This window comes from Stenotrophomonas sp. DDT-1 (assembly GCF_001580555.1).
GTDB classification, from domain to species: Bacteria; Pseudomonadota; Gammaproteobacteria; order Xanthomonadales; family Xanthomonadaceae; genus Stenotrophomonas; species Stenotrophomonas sepilia.
The window spans coordinates 116,653-134,124 of record NZ_LEKR01000002.1; the positions used below are offsets into that span (position 1 = coordinate 116,653).

At 67.9% G+C, this 17,472-nt stretch carries 16 protein-coding genes; 5 read left to right on the plus strand and 11 right to left on the minus strand.

Features of this window, described 5'->3' with window-relative positions; all coding sequences use genetic code 11:
• Positions 1-7: 7 nt before the first annotated feature.
• The 4 genes from AB839_RS01585 to efp form a co-directional block, all read right to left on the minus strand.
• Positions 8-703: a phosphoglycolate phosphatase gene (locus tag AB839_RS01585; RefSeq protein ID WP_061478051.1), complete on the minus strand. Its 696-nt coding sequence runs from the start codon at positions 701-703 to the stop codon at positions 8-10.
• Positions 700-1,416: a bifunctional 2-polyprenyl-6-hydroxyphenol methylase/3-demethylubiquinol 3-O-methyltransferase UbiG gene (gene ubiG, locus AB839_RS01590; protein ID WP_061478052.1), complete on the minus strand. Its 717-nt coding sequence runs from the start codon at positions 1,414-1,416 to the stop codon at positions 700-702. Before ubiG ends, AB839_RS01585 begins: the two co-directional genes overlap by 4 nt.
• Before the next feature lie 24 nt (positions 1,417-1,440).
• Complete coding sequence (locus AB839_RS01595) at positions 1,441-2,784, minus strand: TRZ/ATZ family hydrolase (RefSeq protein ID WP_053500540.1); 1,344 nt, start codon at positions 2,782-2,784, stop codon at positions 1,441-1,443.
• 168 nt (positions 2,785-2,952) lie between these two features.
• Positions 2,953-3,519, minus strand: a complete 567-nt coding sequence (gene efp / locus AB839_RS01600; protein ID WP_005410381.1) for an elongation factor P — start codon at positions 3,517-3,519, stop codon at positions 2,953-2,955.
• A gap of 120 nt (positions 3,520-3,639) precedes the next feature.
• On the opposite strand from efp, the gene epmB reads away from it, so the two are divergent.
• Positions 3,640-4,656, plus strand: a complete 1,017-nt coding sequence (epmB, locus tag AB839_RS01605; RefSeq protein WP_061478053.1) for an EF-P beta-lysylation protein EpmB — start codon at positions 3,640-3,642, stop codon at positions 4,654-4,656.
• Positions 4,657-4,723: 67 nt separating this feature from the next.
• Here epmB and AB839_RS01610 read toward each other — a convergent pair whose 3' ends face one another.
• The 3 genes from AB839_RS01610 to AB839_RS01620 all read right to left on the minus strand — a co-directional run bounded on the left by AB839_RS01610 (position 4,724) and on the right by AB839_RS01620 (position 8,596).
• Positions 4,724-6,850 carry an EAL domain-containing protein gene (locus AB839_RS01610; protein ID WP_061478054.1) on the minus strand — a complete coding sequence of 709 codons (2,127 nt, stop codon included), beginning with the start codon at positions 6,848-6,850 and terminating at the stop codon, positions 4,724-4,726.
• Positions 6,847-7,722: a phosphate/phosphite/phosphonate ABC transporter substrate-binding protein gene (locus AB839_RS01615; protein ID WP_229298570.1), complete on the minus strand. Its 876-nt coding sequence runs from the start codon at positions 7,720-7,722 to the stop codon at positions 6,847-6,849. Before AB839_RS01615 ends, AB839_RS01610 begins: the two co-directional genes overlap by 4 nt.
• Positions 7,723-7,825: 103 nt before the next feature.
• Positions 7,826-8,596: an RNA methyltransferase gene (locus tag AB839_RS01620; protein WP_061478056.1), complete on the minus strand. Its 771-nt coding sequence runs from the start codon at positions 8,594-8,596 to the stop codon at positions 7,826-7,828.
• A gap of 120 nt (positions 8,597-8,716) precedes the next feature.
• Here AB839_RS01620 and AB839_RS01625 point away from each other — a divergent pair, with 120 nt between their 5' ends.
• Entirely contained in the window at positions 8,717-9,544 is an 828-nt protein-coding gene (locus tag AB839_RS01625) for an inositol monophosphatase family protein (protein WP_005417749.1), read from the plus strand.
• Between the two features lie 639 nt (positions 9,545-10,183).
• Here AB839_RS01625 and htpX read toward each other — a convergent pair.
• Positions 10,184-11,050: a protease HtpX gene (htpX, locus tag AB839_RS01630; RefSeq protein WP_061478057.1), complete on the minus strand. Its 867-nt coding sequence runs from the start codon at positions 11,048-11,050 to the stop codon at positions 10,184-10,186.
• Positions 11,051-11,143: 93 nt separating this feature from the next.
• Between htpX and gluQRS the strand changes: the two genes are divergently transcribed.
• The 3 genes from gluQRS (at position 11,144) to phaR (ending at position 13,532) form a co-directional block, all read left to right on the plus strand.
• Positions 11,144-12,064, plus strand: a complete 921-nt coding sequence (gene gluQRS, locus AB839_RS01635) for a tRNA glutamyl-Q(34) synthetase GluQRS (protein ID WP_061478058.1) — start codon at positions 11,144-11,146, stop codon at positions 12,062-12,064.
• 17 nt (positions 12,065-12,081) lie between these two features.
• Positions 12,082-12,822 (plus strand): acetoacetyl-CoA reductase, encoded by a 741-nt coding sequence (gene phbB, locus AB839_RS01640; RefSeq protein WP_061478059.1) that lies wholly within the window; start codon positions 12,082-12,084, stop codon positions 12,820-12,822.
• Positions 12,823-13,004: 182 nt separating this feature from the next.
• Positions 13,005-13,532, plus strand: coding sequence for a polyhydroxyalkanoate synthesis repressor PhaR (gene phaR, locus AB839_RS01645; protein WP_061478101.1), 528 nt, complete (start codon positions 13,005-13,007; stop codon positions 13,530-13,532).
• A gap of 74 nt (positions 13,533-13,606) precedes the next feature.
• Here the strand turns inward: phaR and AB839_RS01650 are convergent, their stop codons facing one another.
• The 3 genes from AB839_RS01650 to mutL are packed head-to-tail and all read right to left on the minus strand — an operon-like array spanning position 13,607 to position 17,414.
• Positions 13,607-14,569, minus strand: coding sequence for a TraB/GumN family protein (locus AB839_RS01650; protein ID WP_005417757.1), 963 nt, complete (start codon positions 14,567-14,569; stop codon positions 13,607-13,609).
• A 2-nt stretch (positions 14,570-14,571) separates the two neighbouring features.
• Positions 14,572-15,501: a DUF1684 domain-containing protein gene (locus tag AB839_RS01655; RefSeq protein WP_061478060.1), complete on the minus strand. Its 930-nt coding sequence runs from the start codon at positions 15,499-15,501 to the stop codon at positions 14,572-14,574.
• A gap of 11 nt (positions 15,502-15,512) precedes the next feature.
• Positions 15,513-17,414, minus strand: a complete 1,902-nt coding sequence (mutL, locus tag AB839_RS01660; RefSeq protein ID WP_061478061.1) for a DNA mismatch repair endonuclease MutL — start codon at positions 17,412-17,414, stop codon at positions 15,513-15,515.
• Positions 17,415-17,472: the final 58 nt, after the last annotated feature.

Sequence of the window (17,472 nt, forward strand, 5' to 3'; positions counted from 1 at the left end):
GGATTCCTTACGGCTGGGCCGGGGCTGCCGGCCGGGTCGGCCAGAGACTGGCCAGTTGCAGAAGTTCAGCGTTCTCGACCAGCACGTCGGCCTGCCAGGCCAGCGGATCGTCGCTGTGCAGGCGGTAGCCCCACAGCGCCGCCACCGACGGCATCGCGGCAGCACGTGCAGCGATGATGTCGCGCTCGTCATCGCCCACGTACACGCAGTCTTCGGCGGCCATGCCAATGGCCTGCGCAGCGTGCAGCAGTGGAAGCGGGTGCGGCTTGCGCTCGGCCAGGCTGTCACCGCCGACCAGCACCGCGCAGCGCTGCTGCCAACCATGCTGCGGCAGGATCAGGCGCGCCAGGTACTCCGGCTTGTTGGTGACGATGCCCCATACCGTACCGGCCTCATCCAGCGCGGCGAGCATGCCGGCCACGCCGTCGAACAGCACCGCGTGCTGGCCGATCAGCGCTTCGTAGCGCTGCAGGAATTCCGGGATCAATGCATCGCGCGCAGCGGCATCCAGGTCCGGGAAAGCGGTCCCGACCATCGCGCGCGAGCCCTTGGAGACCACCGGCCGCAGCTGCGCCGGATCGATCGCTGCCCGGCCCCGCTCGGCCAGCATCGCATTGCAGGTGGCGACGAAGTCCGGCGCGCTGTCCAGCAACGTGCCATCCAGGTCGAACAGCACCGCACGCGGGAAGCGGGCGGAGGTCATGCCGGCTTGACCGCGTAGGCCAGGTAGTTGATGTCGGTGCGGCTGCTCAGGCGGGCATGGTTGCGCCACGGCTCGTAGGCCATGCCGCTGACATCCACGAGCTGCAGGTCGGCCTCGCGCAGCCAGCGCGCCAGCTCGGCCGGCTTGATGAATTCCTGGTAGTGGTGGGTACCCCTGGGCAGCAGCCGCGCCACGTACTCGGCGCCGACAATCGCCACCGCGAAGGCGGCCGCGGTGCGGTTGATCGTCGACAGGAACAGGTGGCCGCCCGGCTTCAGCAGGCGCTTGCAGGCGTCGATGATCGCGCCCGGGTCTGGCACGTGCTCCAGCATTTCCATGCAGGTGACCACGTCGAAACTTCCCGGCTGCTCGGCGGCCAGATCCTCGGCGGCCTGCACGCGGTAGTCGACCTTGGCGCCGCTTTCCAGCGCATGCAGGCGCGCGACCTTCACCAGTTCCGGGGCCAGGTCGATGGCGGTGACGTCGGCGCCGGCCTGCGCCAGTGCTTCGCTCAGCAGCCCGCCACCGCAGCCGATGTCGAGCACGCGCGCGCCACGCAACGGCACGCGGTCGGTCACGTACTTCAGGCGCACCGGGTTCAGCGCATGCAGCGGCTTCTGCGGGCCGTCAGCGTCCCACCAGCGGTTGGCCAGCGCGGCGAACTTGTCCAGCTCGGCCTGATCGAAATTGGAGGAAGCGTGAGGGGCAGTCATGAGGGGTCCTTGCGGCGCCAGGGATCAGGCGCGGATATGACGGATGCGCTCGCGCCACTGGCGCGCGTTGGCGATGATGCCCGGCAGGTCCATGCCGACCAGCTCGCGCTGCACCAGCTTCGGCTTGCCGGCGATCCAGACGTCGCTGACCTGCTGGCGGCCGGTGGCATACACCAGCTGCGACAGCACGTTGTGCAGCGGCTGGGTTTCCAGCGCCGACAGGTCGACGCAGACCAGGTCGGCCTGCTTGCCGACTTCGATCGAACCGATGCGGTCAGCAAAGCCCAGCGCACGGGCGCCGCCCAGCGTCGCTGCGCGCAGCGTGGTCGCCGCGTCCAGCGCGGTGGCATCATCGGCCACGGCCTTGGCCAGGATCGCTGCGGTACGGTTCTCGCTGAACATGTCCAGGTCGTTGTTGCTGGCGCAGCCATCGGTGCCGATCGCCAGGTTCACGCCGGCGCGCTGCAGGGCGCAGGCCGGGCAGAAGCCGGAGGCCAGCTTCAGGTTCGATTCGGGGCAATGCACGACGCTGACGCCGCGTTCGGCGCACAGGTGGATTTCCGCATCGGTCAGCTGGGTCATGTGCACCGCGATCAGGCGGTCGTTGACCAGGCCGAGCCGATCCAGCCGCGCCAGCGGGCGCTGGCCGTGCAGCTTGATCGAATCGTTGATCTCCTGCGCGGTCTCGTGGGTATGCAGGTGCACCTGCATGTCGAGCTGGTCGGACAGCATCCGCACCCGCTCGAAGTTGGCATCGTTGACCGTGTACGGCGCATGCGGCGCGAACGCGGTGCCGATCAGCGGATCGGTGCGCCACTGGTCATGCAGTTCACCGGCCTTGGCGAAGTATTCGTCGTCGGTCCTGGCCCAGGCGGTGGGGAAATCGATGATGACCGCGCCAACCAGTGCGCGGAAACCGTGCTTCTTGTAGACCGCAGCCTGCACGTCGCCGAAGAAGTAGTTCTCGTTGGCACAGGTGGTGCCGCCGCGCAGCATCTCGGCGATGGCCAGGGTGGTGCCGTCGGCGACGAACTCGGGGCCGATCACCGCCGCTTCCACCGGCCAGATGTGCTGCTGCAGCCAGGTCATCAGCGGCAGGTCGTCGGCGACGCCGCGCAGCAGGGTCATCGGGTTGTGCGTGTGCGCGTTGACCAGGCCCGGCATCAGCGCCGACTCGGGGCGGCTGACCACCTGCGCGGCACGGAAGCGTGCGCGCGCCTCGGCACGCGGCAGGATGGCCACGATCTCGCTGCCACGCACGGCAACGGCATGGTCTTCCAGCACCACCGCATGCGGCTCGATGGGAACGACATGACCGGCTTCGATGAGCAGGTCGCAGGCTTCGGGGAGGTGCGGGCTATCGCTCATGCGGGCTCACTGGCTGTTGGAGAAGGGCCTGGCGGGAGGCGGTAGCGCCGGGCCATGCCCGGCGGCTGTCCGCTGCGGCGCCATGGGCGCCAGCAACGGGTCCGGGCGGCGCCCGGAAAGCCGAGCGCGGGCTCGGCTCTACAGTGAGGTCGGCCAACCGCCGGAACCTTATTTGACGCGTGCGGAGTATTCGCCCGAACGGGTGTCGACACGGATCACTTCGTCCTGGTTGACGAACAGCGGCACGCGGACCACGGCACCGGTTTCCAGGGTGGCCGGCTTGCCGCCGCCGCCCGAGGTGTCGCCACGGACGCCCGGATCGGTTTCGGTGATCTTCAGTTCGACGAAGTTCGGCGGCTGAACGAAGATCGGCTCGCCATTCCACAGGGTGACCACGCAGGACTCTTCGCCCTTCAGCCACTTCTCGGCGCCGCCCATGCCGGCCTTGGTGGCCTGGACCTGCTCGAAGGACTCCGGATCCATGAAGTGCCAGTATTCGCCGTCGCTGTACATGAAGTTCATGTCGGTATCGACGACGTCGGCTGCATCCAGCGAGTCGGTCGACTTCATGGTCACTTCCTGGGTACGCCCGTCCTTGATCAGGCGGTACTTCACGCGGGTGAAGGCCTGGCCCTTGCCCGGCTTGACGTATTCGGTGTCGATGATGACGGCCGGTTGGTTGTTGACCAGGATCTTCATCCCGTTCTTGACGTCGTTCATGCCGTAGCTGGCCATGCGTAAACTCCTGAGTGGCAGAAACGCCGCGGGTGCGGCGAGCCGTTAGAATGGAAAGCCCACCGGATGCCGGTGGGCGACTGTTTTTCTGCCCCCATGATAACCGCAGGCCCCCTCTCCATGCAGCTTTCCGCCTTCCCCCGGCCCCAGTCGCCAGGCGCGCCCGCGCGCTGGCAGCAGCTCTGGCGCCAGGCGCTGCGCGACCCGCACGCCCTGCTGGCCCGGCTGCAGCTGGACCCGGCGGCGCTGGGTGTCTCGGAGGCGGCCATGAACCAGTTCGCATTGCGCGTGCCCGAGGGCTTCGTGGCCCGCATGCGCGTGGGCGATGCGGCCGACCCGCTGCTGCGCCAGGTGCTGCCGATCGGCGAGGAAATGCGCCCGGCGCCCGGGTTCAGCTTCGACGCGGTGGGCGATGGTGCCGCCAGGAAGGCTACCGGGGTGATCCAGAAGTACCGTGGCCGTGCTCTGCTGGTCGCCACCGGCAGCTGCGCGATCAACTGCCGCTACTGCTTCCGCCGCCACTTCGACTATGCCGCGGAAAACGCTGCCAAGGGCGGCTGGCAGGAGGCCGTAGCCGCCATCGCGGCCGACCCGGACATCGACGAGGTGATCCTGTCCGGCGGTGACCCGTTGTCACTGGCCACGCACAAGCTGGTCGAGCTGACCGACGCCCTGCGCGCGATTCCGCATATCCGCCGCCTGCGCATCCATACCCGGCTGCCGATCGTGCTGCCGGAACGCGTGGACGATGAACTGGTGTGCTGGCTGGGCAGCCTGCCATGGCCGCTGGCGATCGTGGTCCACGCCAATCACGCCAATGAATTCGACGCCAGCGTGGACGCGGCGATGGCCCGCCTGCGCGGCGTCGGCGCCCAGCTGCTGAACCAGGCGGTACTGCTGCGCGGGGTCAACGACAGCGTGCGGGCACTGCAGGACCTGAGCGAGCGCAGCTTCGCCGCCGGCGTGCTGCCCTACTACCTGCACCAGCTGGACCGGGTCGAAGGCGTGGCCCACTTCGAAGTGGACGATGCCCAGGCCAAGGCGCTGATTGCCGGCCTGACCGCACGCCTGTCCGGCTATCTGATTCCGAAACTGGTGCGCGAACTGCCCGGCGACCCGAGCAAGCGCCCGCTGTAATCCGGGGGCGGGGTCAGATCCCTTTTCCTGCGGAAAAGGGATCTGACCCCAGGACAACGGCAGCAGGTCAGAGGCCCGACTCGATCATCCGCACCACTTCGGTGGCGGTCACCGGGTGGCTCAGCCAGTAGCCCTGGCCGAGATCGCAGCCGCGCTGCACCAGCAGTTCGAACTGCGCCTGCTGCTCGATGCCCTCGGCCACCACGGTGATGCCCAGTGCGTGGGCCATGGCGATGATCGCCGTGGTCAGCGCCAGATCGTCGGGATCGCGCTGCATGTCGGCCACGAAGCTCTTGTCGATCTTCACGCCGTCCACCGGTACCTGGCGAAGATGGCTGAGACCGGAGAAGCCGGTGCCAAAATCGTCCAGCCAGACCTTCACGCCGGTGCGGTGCAGCTTGTCCAGCAGCTGCGCGGCAACCATTTCGTCGCCGATCACCGCGGTTTCGGTCAACTCCAGGTGCAGGCGCGACGCCGGCAGCCCGGACTCGTGCAGGCACTGCGCGACCAATGCCGGCAGTTCACCGCCGCGCAGCTGCCGTGGCGACACATTCACCGACACGAACAGATCATCGCCGCCCGCCCCGCGTGGCCACTGCGAGGCTTCCATGCAGGCCGCACGCAGCACCTTCGGGCCGATGAGCTCGATCAGCCCGCTCTGCTCGGCCACTTCGATGAACACCGACGGCGGAATCGTGCCCAGGGTCGGATGCTGCCAGCGCAGCAGCACTTCCACGCCGACCATGCGCCGGTCGCGCATGCGGAAGATGGGCTGGTAGGCCAGGCGCAGCTCGCCGCGCTCCCAGGCCCCGCGCAGCTCCTGCTCCATGTGCACGCGGCGCTCGACCGCGTGGTCCATCGCACGGCTGTAATAGCGGTAGCAGTTCTTGCCGGCCATCTTGGCCTGGTACATGGCGATGTCGCCGTTCTTCAGCAGCGTGGTCGCATCAGCGGCATCGTCCGGGAACAGGGTCACGCCGATCGAAGTGCCCAGGAACAGTTCCCGGCCCTGCACCACCAGCGGCTTGCCCAGCTCGCGCACCAGCACTTCGGCCAGCAGCCGTGCGTTGGCCGCCACGTCGCCATCACCGACCAGGATCACGAACTCGTCGCCGCCAAAGCGGGCCAGCAGGGCTTCATCGCCACCGGCCTCGGCAACCGCACTGCCGATGCGCTGCGCGAACTGCAACAGCGCTTCGTCACCGGCCTCATGGCCCAGGGTGTCGTTGACGCGCTTGAAATCGTCGATATCGGCAAACAGCAGGCCCAGCCGATGATTGGATGCGCGCGCGGCCATCAGGCGATGGTCCAGCGCTTCCCGGAATGCCAGCCGGTTGGTCAGCCCGGTCAGCGCATCGGTATAGGCCATGCGCCGCACCTCGCGGTCATGCCGGGCGATGGCATCGCGCATTCGGGCGAAGCCGCGCACCAGCTCGCCGACCTCGTCGTCGCGGGTGTTCTCGGCCAGCGGCGCCTGGTAGTCACCAGCTTCGATGCGGCGCGCCGCAGCGGCCAGGTCCCGGATCGGCGCCACCAGGGTGCGCTGCACGTACAGGATCACCACCACGCCGATCACCACCAGCAGGCCCAGCATCAGCAGCAGCCAGCCCAGGTGGCGGCTGCCGACCTGCTGCAGGCGCTCGCCAAGCGTGGCATTGGCGGCCTGTTCGCGCTGCTGCACCTCGTCCAGCGCCATGCCGACGCGGACCCCGCCGATGCGCTGGTTGCCGACCATGATCGGCATGGTGTTGTCGAGCACCTTGGGCGATTCCTGCACCACCAGTGCCTGCGCCACCGCGGCCTTGGGGGCCAGCGGGTCGGTCATCGGCTGGCCGAAGCCGGACACCTCGATCGAGCCGTCATGCACCAGCCGGCCGCGTTCGTCGAACACCAGCACATAGCGCACGACCGGTTGCCGTGCGGAGTTGCGCACCAGCGCACCGACCTGAGCCAGGTCGCGGTAGTACAGCGGGTTGGCCAGCGCGTCGGACAGCTCGCGCGCCATTGCTTCGCCGCGGCTGCGCACGCTGCGGTCGAACAGTTCATGGATGACGCCACCACTGAGGTTGCGCACCTCGCCCTGCATCGCTGCCTGCCGCCCCAGCAACACCGCCAGGATCGCCACCACCACGACCATCGCCCCGCCCATCGCCAGCAGGAACCGGGCCTGCATTCCCGAGCCGAGCCACTTCATTCCACTTCCATCCGCACGCGCGTCAATCCTTGTTTCAATTCATCCAGCCGCTGCTGCGCATGCGCATCGACGCGGTGGAAACCGGAAGTGCCGAAAAACCGATGCAGCGCCCCCTGTGCCTGCGGGTCGCTGGCCGCCTGCAGCAGGACGTCCTGCAGCCGGTCACGCACCCGCGGGTCAAGGTCGGCGCGAACCATTTCCACCGCCCGCGGGTAGGGTTCGGTGCGCAGCAGTTCGCGGAAGTCGCGCCGGAATGCCGCAGGCATCCGTCGCTCGTCATTCCAGTCCACGCTGCTCACCGCCCCCACTTCGACCATGCCCTTGTGCACGAACGTGGCGATGTTCAACTCGCTACGTGCGAACACGTACCCCACGCTGTCCCGGCCCGGCACGTCCCACACACCGGCCAGGATCTGCGGCGCCAGCCCTTCCTGCAGCAGCGTCATCACCGGCACCAGGTAGGCACTGGTGGACGCCGTGTTCTGCAGCGCCAGGCGATGCCCGCGCAGGTCCTGGATCCGCTGGATCGGACTGTCGCGACGCACGAAGAACACGGTCTGGTACTCACGCACGCCGTTGCGCTCGGTCAGCAGCAGCGGCCGCGCGCCACTGCGCTGGCCCAGTGCCACCGCCGTACCCGACGTTTCCGTGACCCAGTCGACCCGCCCCCGCCGCAGATAGCTGGCCATCTGCTGCGGGTCGCGTGCCATCAGGATCCGCCCTTCGGTGATGCCGACGTCGTGCATGCGTGCCACTACATAGTCCAGCAACGGTTGCAGCTGCTCGTAATGGGCCTTGGGATCATCGCTGATCCGGCCCAGCACCAGCACCGGGTCCGGTGCTGCATGCACCGTCCCGGCCAGCAGGATCATGACCAGGCTCAGCAGTCCCCTCTGCACTGCCCTTCGCAGACCCGACACAGGCTTCATCCCCCCTGGGTATCCGGACAGACTACCCGAAAAAATGAGAACGTCGTCAGCTGTCCTTGTTGCCCGCCTGTGCCAGCCGCGCCATCCGCTGGGTGTCGGCAAGGATGCCGCGCAACAGGCGCACTTCCTGCTCGCTCGGCTCGCTGCGCAGGAACAGGCGGCGCAGCTTGCGCATCGCCGATTCCGGGGCGCGGCCCTTGTGGAAATCGATCTCGTCCAGCGTGTCACCGAGCTGGGCGAAGAAGCTCTCCATCTGTTCATGGCTTGCTGCCTGTTCGCGGAAGCCGGGCTCGGCATTGGGGGCCGGCTGCGCGCCCAGCAGCTGCATGCGCGTTTCATAGGCCAGCACCTGTACGGCGGCCGCCAGGTTGAGCGAGCTGAACGCCGGGTCTGACGGGATGTGCACTGCGGCGTGGCAGAGCTGCAGCTCCTCGTTGGTCAGGCCAGTGCGCTCACGGCCGAACACCAGCGCCACCTCGGCGCCCTCGCCCGCCTTGGCCACCGCGCGAGCGGCGGCATCGGCCGGCAGGTACTCCTCCAGCTGCACGCGGCGGGCACGCGCGGTGCAGCCCAGCACCAGGCGGCAATCGGCCACGGCCTCGGCCAGGGTGGCCACCACCGGGGCGTCCCCCAGCACATCTTCGGCACCGGCCGAGCGGCGGAAGGCCTCCTCGTCCAGCGGTTTCTCGGGGGCGACCAGCACCAGGCGGGCCAGGCCCATGGTCTTCAGGGCACGGGCGGCGGCCCCCATGTTGCCGGGGTGCTGGGTACCGACCAGGACGAATCGGAGGCGGGTGGCGGCGGGAAACTGGGACATGAACAGGGAAAAGGTCGAGCTGGACGATGACCAATGGTAAACTGTGCGGCCGGCCACTGCGCCGGACCCGCTCTTTTCCCCCGCCAGTCCATCTCTTCTGCCTTTCCGGGAGCCCACGCCATGCAGAAACCCGCCGTCACCGTCATGGTCAAGGCCGCCCGCCTCGCCGGCAACGTCCTGTTGCGCAACATCAACAAGCTCGAGGCACTGAACGTGGTGCAGAAGGGCCGGATGGACTACGCCAGCGAAGTGGATGCGGACGCGGAAAAGGTCATCGTCAAGGAACTCAAGCGCGCTTACCCGGACTACGGCATCTTCGGCGAAGAAGGTGGCGTGCAGGGCGAGCGCCGCCAGATGTGGGTCATCGACCCGCTGGACGGCACCAGCAACTACCTGCGTGGCGTGCCGCACTACTGCGTGTCGATCGCGCTGGTAGAGAACGGCGAGCCGACCGACGCGGTCATCTTCGACCCGCTGCGCAATGAACTGTTCACCGCCAGCCGGGGTGCCGGCGCCGTGCTGAACGACCGCCGCATCCGCGTGGCCGACCGCAAGGATCTGGAAGGCACGATGATCCACACCGGCTTCGCCCCGCGCGAGCGCAGCCGTGCCAGCGCCCAGCTGAAGGCGGTTGACGCCCTGCTGGTGCACGGCGAGGACATCCGCCGCACCGGCTCGGCCGCGCTGGACCTGGCCTACGTGGCCTGCGGCCGTGCCGACGCCTACTTCGAGGCCGGTGTGAAGGCGTGGGACATCGCCGCCGGCCTGCTGCTGGTCCGCGAAGCGGGCGGCAAGGTCTGTGACTTCAAGGGCGCCACCCTGGGCCGCATGGACAACCGCGGCCCGGAGACCCACCAGATCGTGGCCGGCAACCTGAAGGTGGCCGAGTCGCTGCAGAAGGTGCTGGTGAACACCGGTTACGCGGCGGAGTTTGACGCGAAGTTCTGAGATTCCGTGTAAAGCGGTTCATGGAGACGGCGCCTGCGAGGGTGCCGTTTTCGTTTGTGCGCACGGAGATTCGTTTCCGCGACCGCGGGGGGTGTCACTTTCTTTGCGCGCAAAGAAAGTAACCAAAGAAACGCTCCGCCAGCCGCGAGCCGTCGCTACGCGCCGGTACCCTGCGCTTCTCGGCGAATCAGGGGACGGCGCCGAACTCGCTGCGCTCAGACACCGGCGCCTCTTCGCCCCTGATTCGCCTGCGATGCTCGGCTCGCTCAAGGCGGACCCAAGGTCAAATGCTACAGCTGCACCCCGTAGATTCACGCCATGCGTGGATGCTGTTGCTCTTGATCTTGACCTTCCAGTCCGCCTTCAAGCGAGCCGAGCACCGCAGGTCCGGCGAGGGCGAAGAGGTGCGGGTGTCTGAGCGCAGCGAGTTCCCGCACCGTCCCTCGGCGGGCCGAGGAGCACAGGGTACCGATGCGCAGCATCGGCTCGCGCCCCGGCGGCGTGTTTCTTTGGTTACTTTCTTTGCACGAGCAAAGAAAGTGACACCCCTCCGCGGTCGCGGAAATGACTCTCCGTGCGCGCAAACAAAAACGCCCGGCGCGAGGCCAGGCGTTCCTGCACTATCTTGAAAGCAGAAGCTTACGCCACCGTCGACGCCCGCAGCGCGGCAATGCGCTCTTCCAGCGGCGGATGGCTCATGAACAGCTTCTTCGCCGTCGAACCGGCAATACCGAACGCGGCGATCTGGGTCGGCAGCGTGCTCTGGCCATGGTTGAGCTGCAGGCGCTCCAGCGCGGCGATCATCTTCTGGCGACCGGCCAGCGCGGCACCGCCGGCATCGGCGCGGAACTCGCGGTGGCGCGAGAACCACATCGAGATCATCGTGGCGAACAGGCCAAACACCATCTCCAGCACGAACACGATGATGTAGTAGGCGAAGCCACGGCCGCCGCCTTCGCGGTTGCCCGACAGCGCGCTGTCGATGATGCCGCCGACCACGCGGGCCAGCACGATCACGAAGGTGTTCAGCACGCCCTGCAGCAGCGCCATGGTGATCATGTCACCGTTGGCGACGTGGGCGATCTCGTGGCCCAGCACGGCTTCAGCCTCGTCTTCGCTCATGTTGTGCAGCAGGCCGGTGGACACCGCCACCAGCGCGTTGTTGCGGTTGGCACCGGTGGCGAAGGCGTTGATCTCCGGGCCGTCATAGACCGCCACTTCCGGCATGCCGATGCCGGCGGCCTTGGCCTGGCGCTCGACCGTGGCCAGCAGCCAGCGCTCGGTCTGGTTGCGCGGCTCGGTGATCACCACCGCACCGGTGGAGCGCTTGGCCATCCACTTGGACAGCAGCAGCGAGATGAAGGAGCCACCGAAACCGAAGATGCCGGCCATCACCAGCAGGCCGCTCATCGAACGCGCGTCCACGCCCAGGATCGACATGACGATGCCGGCCAGGATCAGGACCGCGAGGTTGGTCGCCAGGAACAGGGCAATACGGGTGAACATGGGAAAATCCGGCTCGGAAGGGATCGATATCCGTCAATTTGCGGTGCGCTCAGCTTGAATTCAAGCGCCAACCTGACCGACGATTCAGCCTGCATGACCGCCATTGTTCCCTGCGGCCGCTTCGCGCCCTCGCCGACCGGCCTGCTCCACCCCGGATCCCTGCTTGCCGCCTTCGGCAGCTGGCTGCTGGCCCGCCACCACGGCGGCCTATGGCGGCTGCGCATCGAAGACGTTGACCCGCCGCGTACCGTGCCCGGCGCCGCGCAGTCACAGCTGCAGGCACTGGCTGCGTTCGGCCTGGTCCACGACGGCCCGGTCCTGTGGCAGAGCGCTCGAGGCGAGGCCTACCAGGCCGCGCTGGACGTGCTGCAGGCCAGCGACCAGGCCTTCATCTGCCACTGCAGCCGCAGCGAACTGGCTGCCAGCGGCGGCATCCACCACCGCTGCGTTGCGCGGCAACCGCGACCGGACCCCGCCGTCCGCTTCCGCGTGCCACCGGGCAGCGTCGTGCACTTCGACGATGGCCTGCGTGGCCCGCAGCAGCAGGACGTGCATGCCGAAGTCGGCGACTTCGTGCTGCGCCGTGCCGACGGCTGCTGGGCCTACCAGCTGGCGGTGGTAGTCGATGACGCTGCGCAGGGGGTGACCGAAGTGGTGCGCGGCGCCGATCTGCTCGATTCCACCGCGCGGCAGATCCTGCTGCAGCAGGCGCTGGGCCTGGCCGTGCCGCGCTACTGGCACCTGCCGCTGCTGCTCGACGCCCCCGGCCACAAACTGTCCAAGTCGCTGGCGTCGCTGCCGGTGGACAGTACAAGGCCGGTGCCGGTACTGCGCGCGCTCTGGCAGCTGCTGGGCCAGGCCCCTGCCGCACTGGACGGCGCCGATGACCGGGATGCGCTGCTGCACGCTGCGCAACGGGCATTCGACCCGGTTCGACTGCCGCGGACCGACATCCTGTTGCCGGCCGGCGCACTTTCCGCGCCGATGTTGCAGAATCCCCCTTCCCCCATCTGATTCCCGGACAGCACTCCATGACATCTCGCGTCGCACTGGTCACCGGCGGAACCGGCGGCATCGGTACCGCCATCTGCCAACGCCTGGCCGACCAGGGCCACCGGGTCGCCACCAATTACCGCGACGAGGACAAGGCCCGCGCATGGCAGCAGGCGATGACCGAGCGCGGCTACAACGTGTCGATCTTCCCGGGCGATGTGTCCGATCCAGGCAGCGCCGAGGCGCTGGTGCGTGCGGTCGAGGCCGAGCTGGGCCCGGTCGAGATCCTGGTCAACAACGCCGGCATCACCCGCGACACGACGTTCCACCGCATGCGCGCGGACCAGTGGCACGATGTGATCAACACCAACCTCAATTCGGTGTTCAACGTCACCCGTCCGGTCATCGAAGGCATGCGGCGCCGCGGCTGGGGCCGGGTCATCCAGATCAGCTCGATCAACGGCCTGAAGGGCCAGTACGGCCAGGCCAACTACGCCGCGGCCAAGGCCGGCATGCACGGCTTCACCATTTCGCTGGCCCGCGAGAACGCCGGCTTCGGCATCACCGTGAACACCATTTCGCCCGGCTACGTCGCCACCGACATGGTGATGGCGGTTCCGGAGGACGTGCGCGCCAAGATCATCGCCGATATCCCCACCGGGCGCCTCGGCAAGCCGGAGGAAATCGCCTATGGCGTGGCCTTCCTGGTGGCCGAGGAGGCCTCATGGATCACCGGCAGCAACCTGGACATCAACGGCGGCCACCACATGGGCTGGTAAGCCGCGCAGGGGCCGCTGCGGCGTGCGCTGACGGCCCCTGCCGATGGTCATGCTGCGCAGCACGCAAACCCTTGCTGCGCAACATGATCGCTGCTGAAAGCCAAGCCTGGCGGGGGCTGGGGCGGTTGCAACCGCTGCTGCACTGCGCCATGCTGCGCGTCTACTGTGACGAGTACCGCTTCATGGCTGCGACCCGCATCATCAAGAAGTATCCGAACCGCCGTCTCTACGACACCGAGATCTCCAGCTACATCACCATCGAGGACGTGCGCCAGCTGATCCTGGACGGTGAAGACTTCGAAGTCCGCGACGCCAAGAGCGGCGACGACCTCACGCGGTCAGTCCTGCTGCAGATCATCGCCGACCAGGAACAGGACGGCGAACCGATGCTGTCCACCCAGCTGCTGAGCCAGCTGATCCGCTTCTACGGCGACTCCCTGCAGGGCTTCATGGGCAATTACCTGGAGCGCAGCATGCAGGTCTTCCTCGACCAGCAGCAGCAGTTCCGCCAGCAGATGGGCAACCTGCTGGGGCAGACCCCGTGGGCGATGATGAACCAGCTGACCGAGCGCAACCTGGAGCTGTGGCAGGAATTCCAGCGCAGCATGGGCAGCGGCTTCGGTGGCCCGCGCCCGGGCGGCACCGGAACGGGAACCGGCAACAAGCCCGGCGAACCCGGCACCGGTACCGGCAGCAAGACCCGCCGCTGAGCTGCAGCAACGGCTGATACGAAAACGGCGCGCCCCTGGCGCGCCGTCTTGTTTGGCATCGCGCCAACCGTGCGTCAGCGTTTGGCCTTGCACCCCGTGCACACGCGCTCGACCTTGTAGCCCTTCGCCCTCAGCTTCTCGACCACGCCATCACTGCCCAGCAGGTGCAGCGTGCCGACCACCACCAGCGTACCGCCCTGCCCGGCCTGCAGGTACGGCTGCAGCTTCGGCACCCAGGCATCGTTGCGACCGGTGTTGATGCGCTGGTACAGCTGCGGATACTGCTGGCGCATCTCTGCCGCCATCTTGGTCCACAGCAGGCGCTCGTCGCCGCGACGCCATGCATCATGCAGCAGCCGCGCCTGCTCATCGGCCTTGCCGGCCTGGTCCAGTGCTTCGGCCAGCATCTGCCGCTGTTCCTGCACCGTCATCCCGTCCAGCATGCCGATCTGGGTATCGATATCTTCCAGTCCCGCGGTCTTGCGGCCGGTCTTCTGCGCGCGTTCCATGAAGTGGCGGTCCAGGCCCAGCGCCGGGTCCAGGCCCAGCTTCTGCATCTGCCCGATCGAAATGCTCAGACCGACGAACCAGGGCTTCATGCCCTGCATCTGCGCCAGCGGCAACTGGTTCTGGGCAGCAAAGGCCTGCAGTTTCTGCCAGGTGGCCGCATCCAGATCACGCTTCAGCTCGCTGCCATCGGTGCGGGTCGCAGCCTGCACCATGCGGCTGGCCAGCTGGGGCGATTGCATGTCTTCCGGCGACAGTTCGAACACCACCCGCTGCGAGGCTTCGAACGCCTGCTCGACATCGGGCGACAGCGGGTAGTCCTGCGGCTTCAGCAGATGGAACGATCCCAGCAGGTATACGCGTGCGTCGCCCGGGCCGGTGACTTTCCACAACAGGGGCACCGGCGGCTTGGCCGCCGTTGCGGCCGCGGCCGCGGCAGGGCTGGCCTGGCCATCGCGGGCCGTGGCCAGTGGCGCCACTGCGCAGGCCGCCAGCAGCAGCGCGGTACGGAACAGGTGTTTGATCGGCATGGTCAGCCTTCTCCTTCAGGCAGGTGGTAGGCCTTCTCGCCCGCTTCCACGCGCAGGTCCAACCGGTTTTCCGGCGGCGCCAGCGGGCAGGTCGCGTAGGCGGTGAACGCGCACGGTGGGTTGTAGGCATGGTTGAAATCGATGCGCACCGTGCCGTCTGCAGCGGGGGCCTCGGTATCCAGATAGCGCCCGGCCGGATAGCTGCCGCGGCCGCTGGTGCGGTCGGCGAAGATCAGGAACAGTGGCTGCCCGGGCGCACCGATGGCCTCCAGGCGCCAGCTGCGGCCATCACGTTCGAACTCCACCGCACCGGCATTGGGCATCTCGGTGGTCAGGCCAGTGATGTCGACGATCGGCAAGGTCTTCCCCGGCGGATGCGCGATGAAGCGCGCCTGCACCTGCCAGTCCGCGCCGCCCGGCCAGTACTGCAGGCCGGCGAAATCACGCCGCGCAGGTGCCTCGGCATGCTTGATCCGCAGCGCGTCCCGTGGCCCCCGGCGGATGATGCTGAGCTGGCCCTTGCCGCCATCGAAGGCCAGCAGCGTCGGCTGCGCGTCCTTGTCGGTGTCGACGCGGATGCGGCCACGCACCGGCTGGCCGTCGTGGCTGACATCGACACCGGCTTCAGGCGTGAACCACCACTGCGCCCCGTCGCGACGCAGCAGGCCCAGCCTGTCCGGGCCAACCGTCAGGCGGATGCCGTTGGTGGCGCCGCTGCCAACGAAATGGGATTTGTTCTGCAGCCAGTGCAGGCCGACCAGGGCCGTCCAGCCATCGGGCCGGGTCAGGTCCTGGTAGCGCGCTACACGCCATTGCTGCTGCGCGGCCGCGTAGGCCGGATCTTCAGCGACCGTCGGCGCCGGCGGTGTTGCCGGGCTGCAGGCGGCCAATACCACGGCGGCCAGCAGGCCCGCCACTCCCCGATAACGCATCGATGCTCCCCTCAACGTCCGCGCAGGAACCAGCGGTCGATCTCCGCCAGCGAAAAACGGGCCCAGGTCGGTCGGCCGTGGTTGCACTGGCCGGACCGTTCGGTGATTTCCATGTCGCGCAGCAGCGCGTTCATTTCCGGCACGGTCAGGCGCCGGTTGGCACGCACCGCGCCATGGCAGGCCATGGTCGACAGCAGCTCGTCGCGTGCACTGGCCACGCGGCGGCTCTGGCCATGCTCGCGCAGGTCGGTCAGCACGTCGCGCAGCAGTCCTTCCGGTTCGGCATGCGCCAGCAGTGCCGGAATGCTGCGCACGTGCAGCGACCCGGGGCCGGCCCGGGTCACCTCGAAGCCGAGCGCCGCCAGTGTGTCGGCTTCGCTTTCGGCGGTGTCGGCCTCGCGCTCGCCCACCGCCAGCGTGATCGGCACCAGCAACGGCTGCGACTGCAGGCCGATGCCATCGTGCGCATTCTTCAGGCGCTCGTAGCCGATGCGTTCGTGGGCCGCATGCATGTCGACCACGATCAGGCCTTCAGCGTTCTCGGCCAGGATGTAGATGCCATGCAGCTGCGCGATCGCGTAGCCCAGCGGCGGTACACCCGCGTCGGCACTGGTCACCGGCAACCCGTTCTCGCTCGGCATCGGCGGCAACGCCGCTGCGCGTTCGGCACCGGCCGGCGTGGCATACAGCGCGGCGTAGGCGGCCGGTGCATCGGCCACCTGCAGGCCCAGCGGCTGCTGCGGACGCCAGCCTGAAAATCCGCCACCACCACCTCCCGAGCCGGGCGCAGCCCCACGCACCAGCCCGAACCCCGACGCGCCGGCGCTCGATGCCGTCGGGACGGCGGCGGCGTCCGCCGGATGTGCGGGGCCGGCACCGATCTCCTGCGCCGACATGCCTGCACGGGTATCGGCCAGCGCATCCTTCAACGTGCGATAGACGAAATCGTGGACCAGCCGCGAATCGCGGAAGCGCACCTCGTGCTTGGCCGGATGCACGTTGACGTCGACGCGGGTCGGATCCAGTTCGAGGAACAGCACATAGGCCGGCTGGCGGCCGTGATACAGCACGTCGCCGTAGGCCATCTTCACTGCGTGGGCGACGCTGCGGTCACGCACTGAGCGACCGTTGACGTACAGGTACTGCTGGTCGGCGCTCGCGCGCGAATAATGCGGCTGCGCAATCCAGCCATGCAGGCGCAGGCCGGCGCCGCTGTGGTCCACGCGCACGGCCTGGTTGGCGAAATCCTCGCCCAGCGTTTCGGCAAGGCGTGCATCGGAATACAGATCGCCCGGCTTGTAGCGCCGCGAGGCCTTGCCGTTGTGCGACACGCGCAGCTCGACATCCGGCCGCGCCAGCGCCAGCGAACGCAGCCACTCTTCGATATGGCCCAGTTCGGTACGCTCTGCGCGCAGGAACTTGCGCCGCGCCGGCACGTTGTAGAACAACTCACGCACTTCCACCGTGGTGCCCGGCGCATGCGCGCGCGGGGTCACCTCGCCGATCTTGCCGCCTTCGATCTGCAGTGCCGAACCGTGCTCGTCGTGCGCGCGGCGCGAGCACAGGGTGAAGCGGCTGACCGATGCGATCGACGGCAGCGCTTCTCCCCGGAAACCGAGCGTGGCCACCGATTCGAGATCGTCAAGATCGGCGATCTTGCTGGTGGCATGGCGCGATACCGCCAGCGGCAGCTGTTCCGGTGCGATGCCACTGCCGTTGTCGCGGATGCGGATCAGGCGTACACCGCCCTCTTCAAGATCGATATCAACGCGGCTGGCGCCGGCGTCGATCGCGTTCTCGACCAGCTCCTTGACCACCGACGCGGGTCGTTCGACCACTTCGCCGGCGGCGATCTGGTTGATCAGGATCTCCGGCAACGGCCGGATCGGGCGCGGATGGGTAGCAGACGTCATGCGGGGATGATAACGGAGCGGCCGAGGGTAGAGTCGAGCCATGCTCGACTGACGGGCT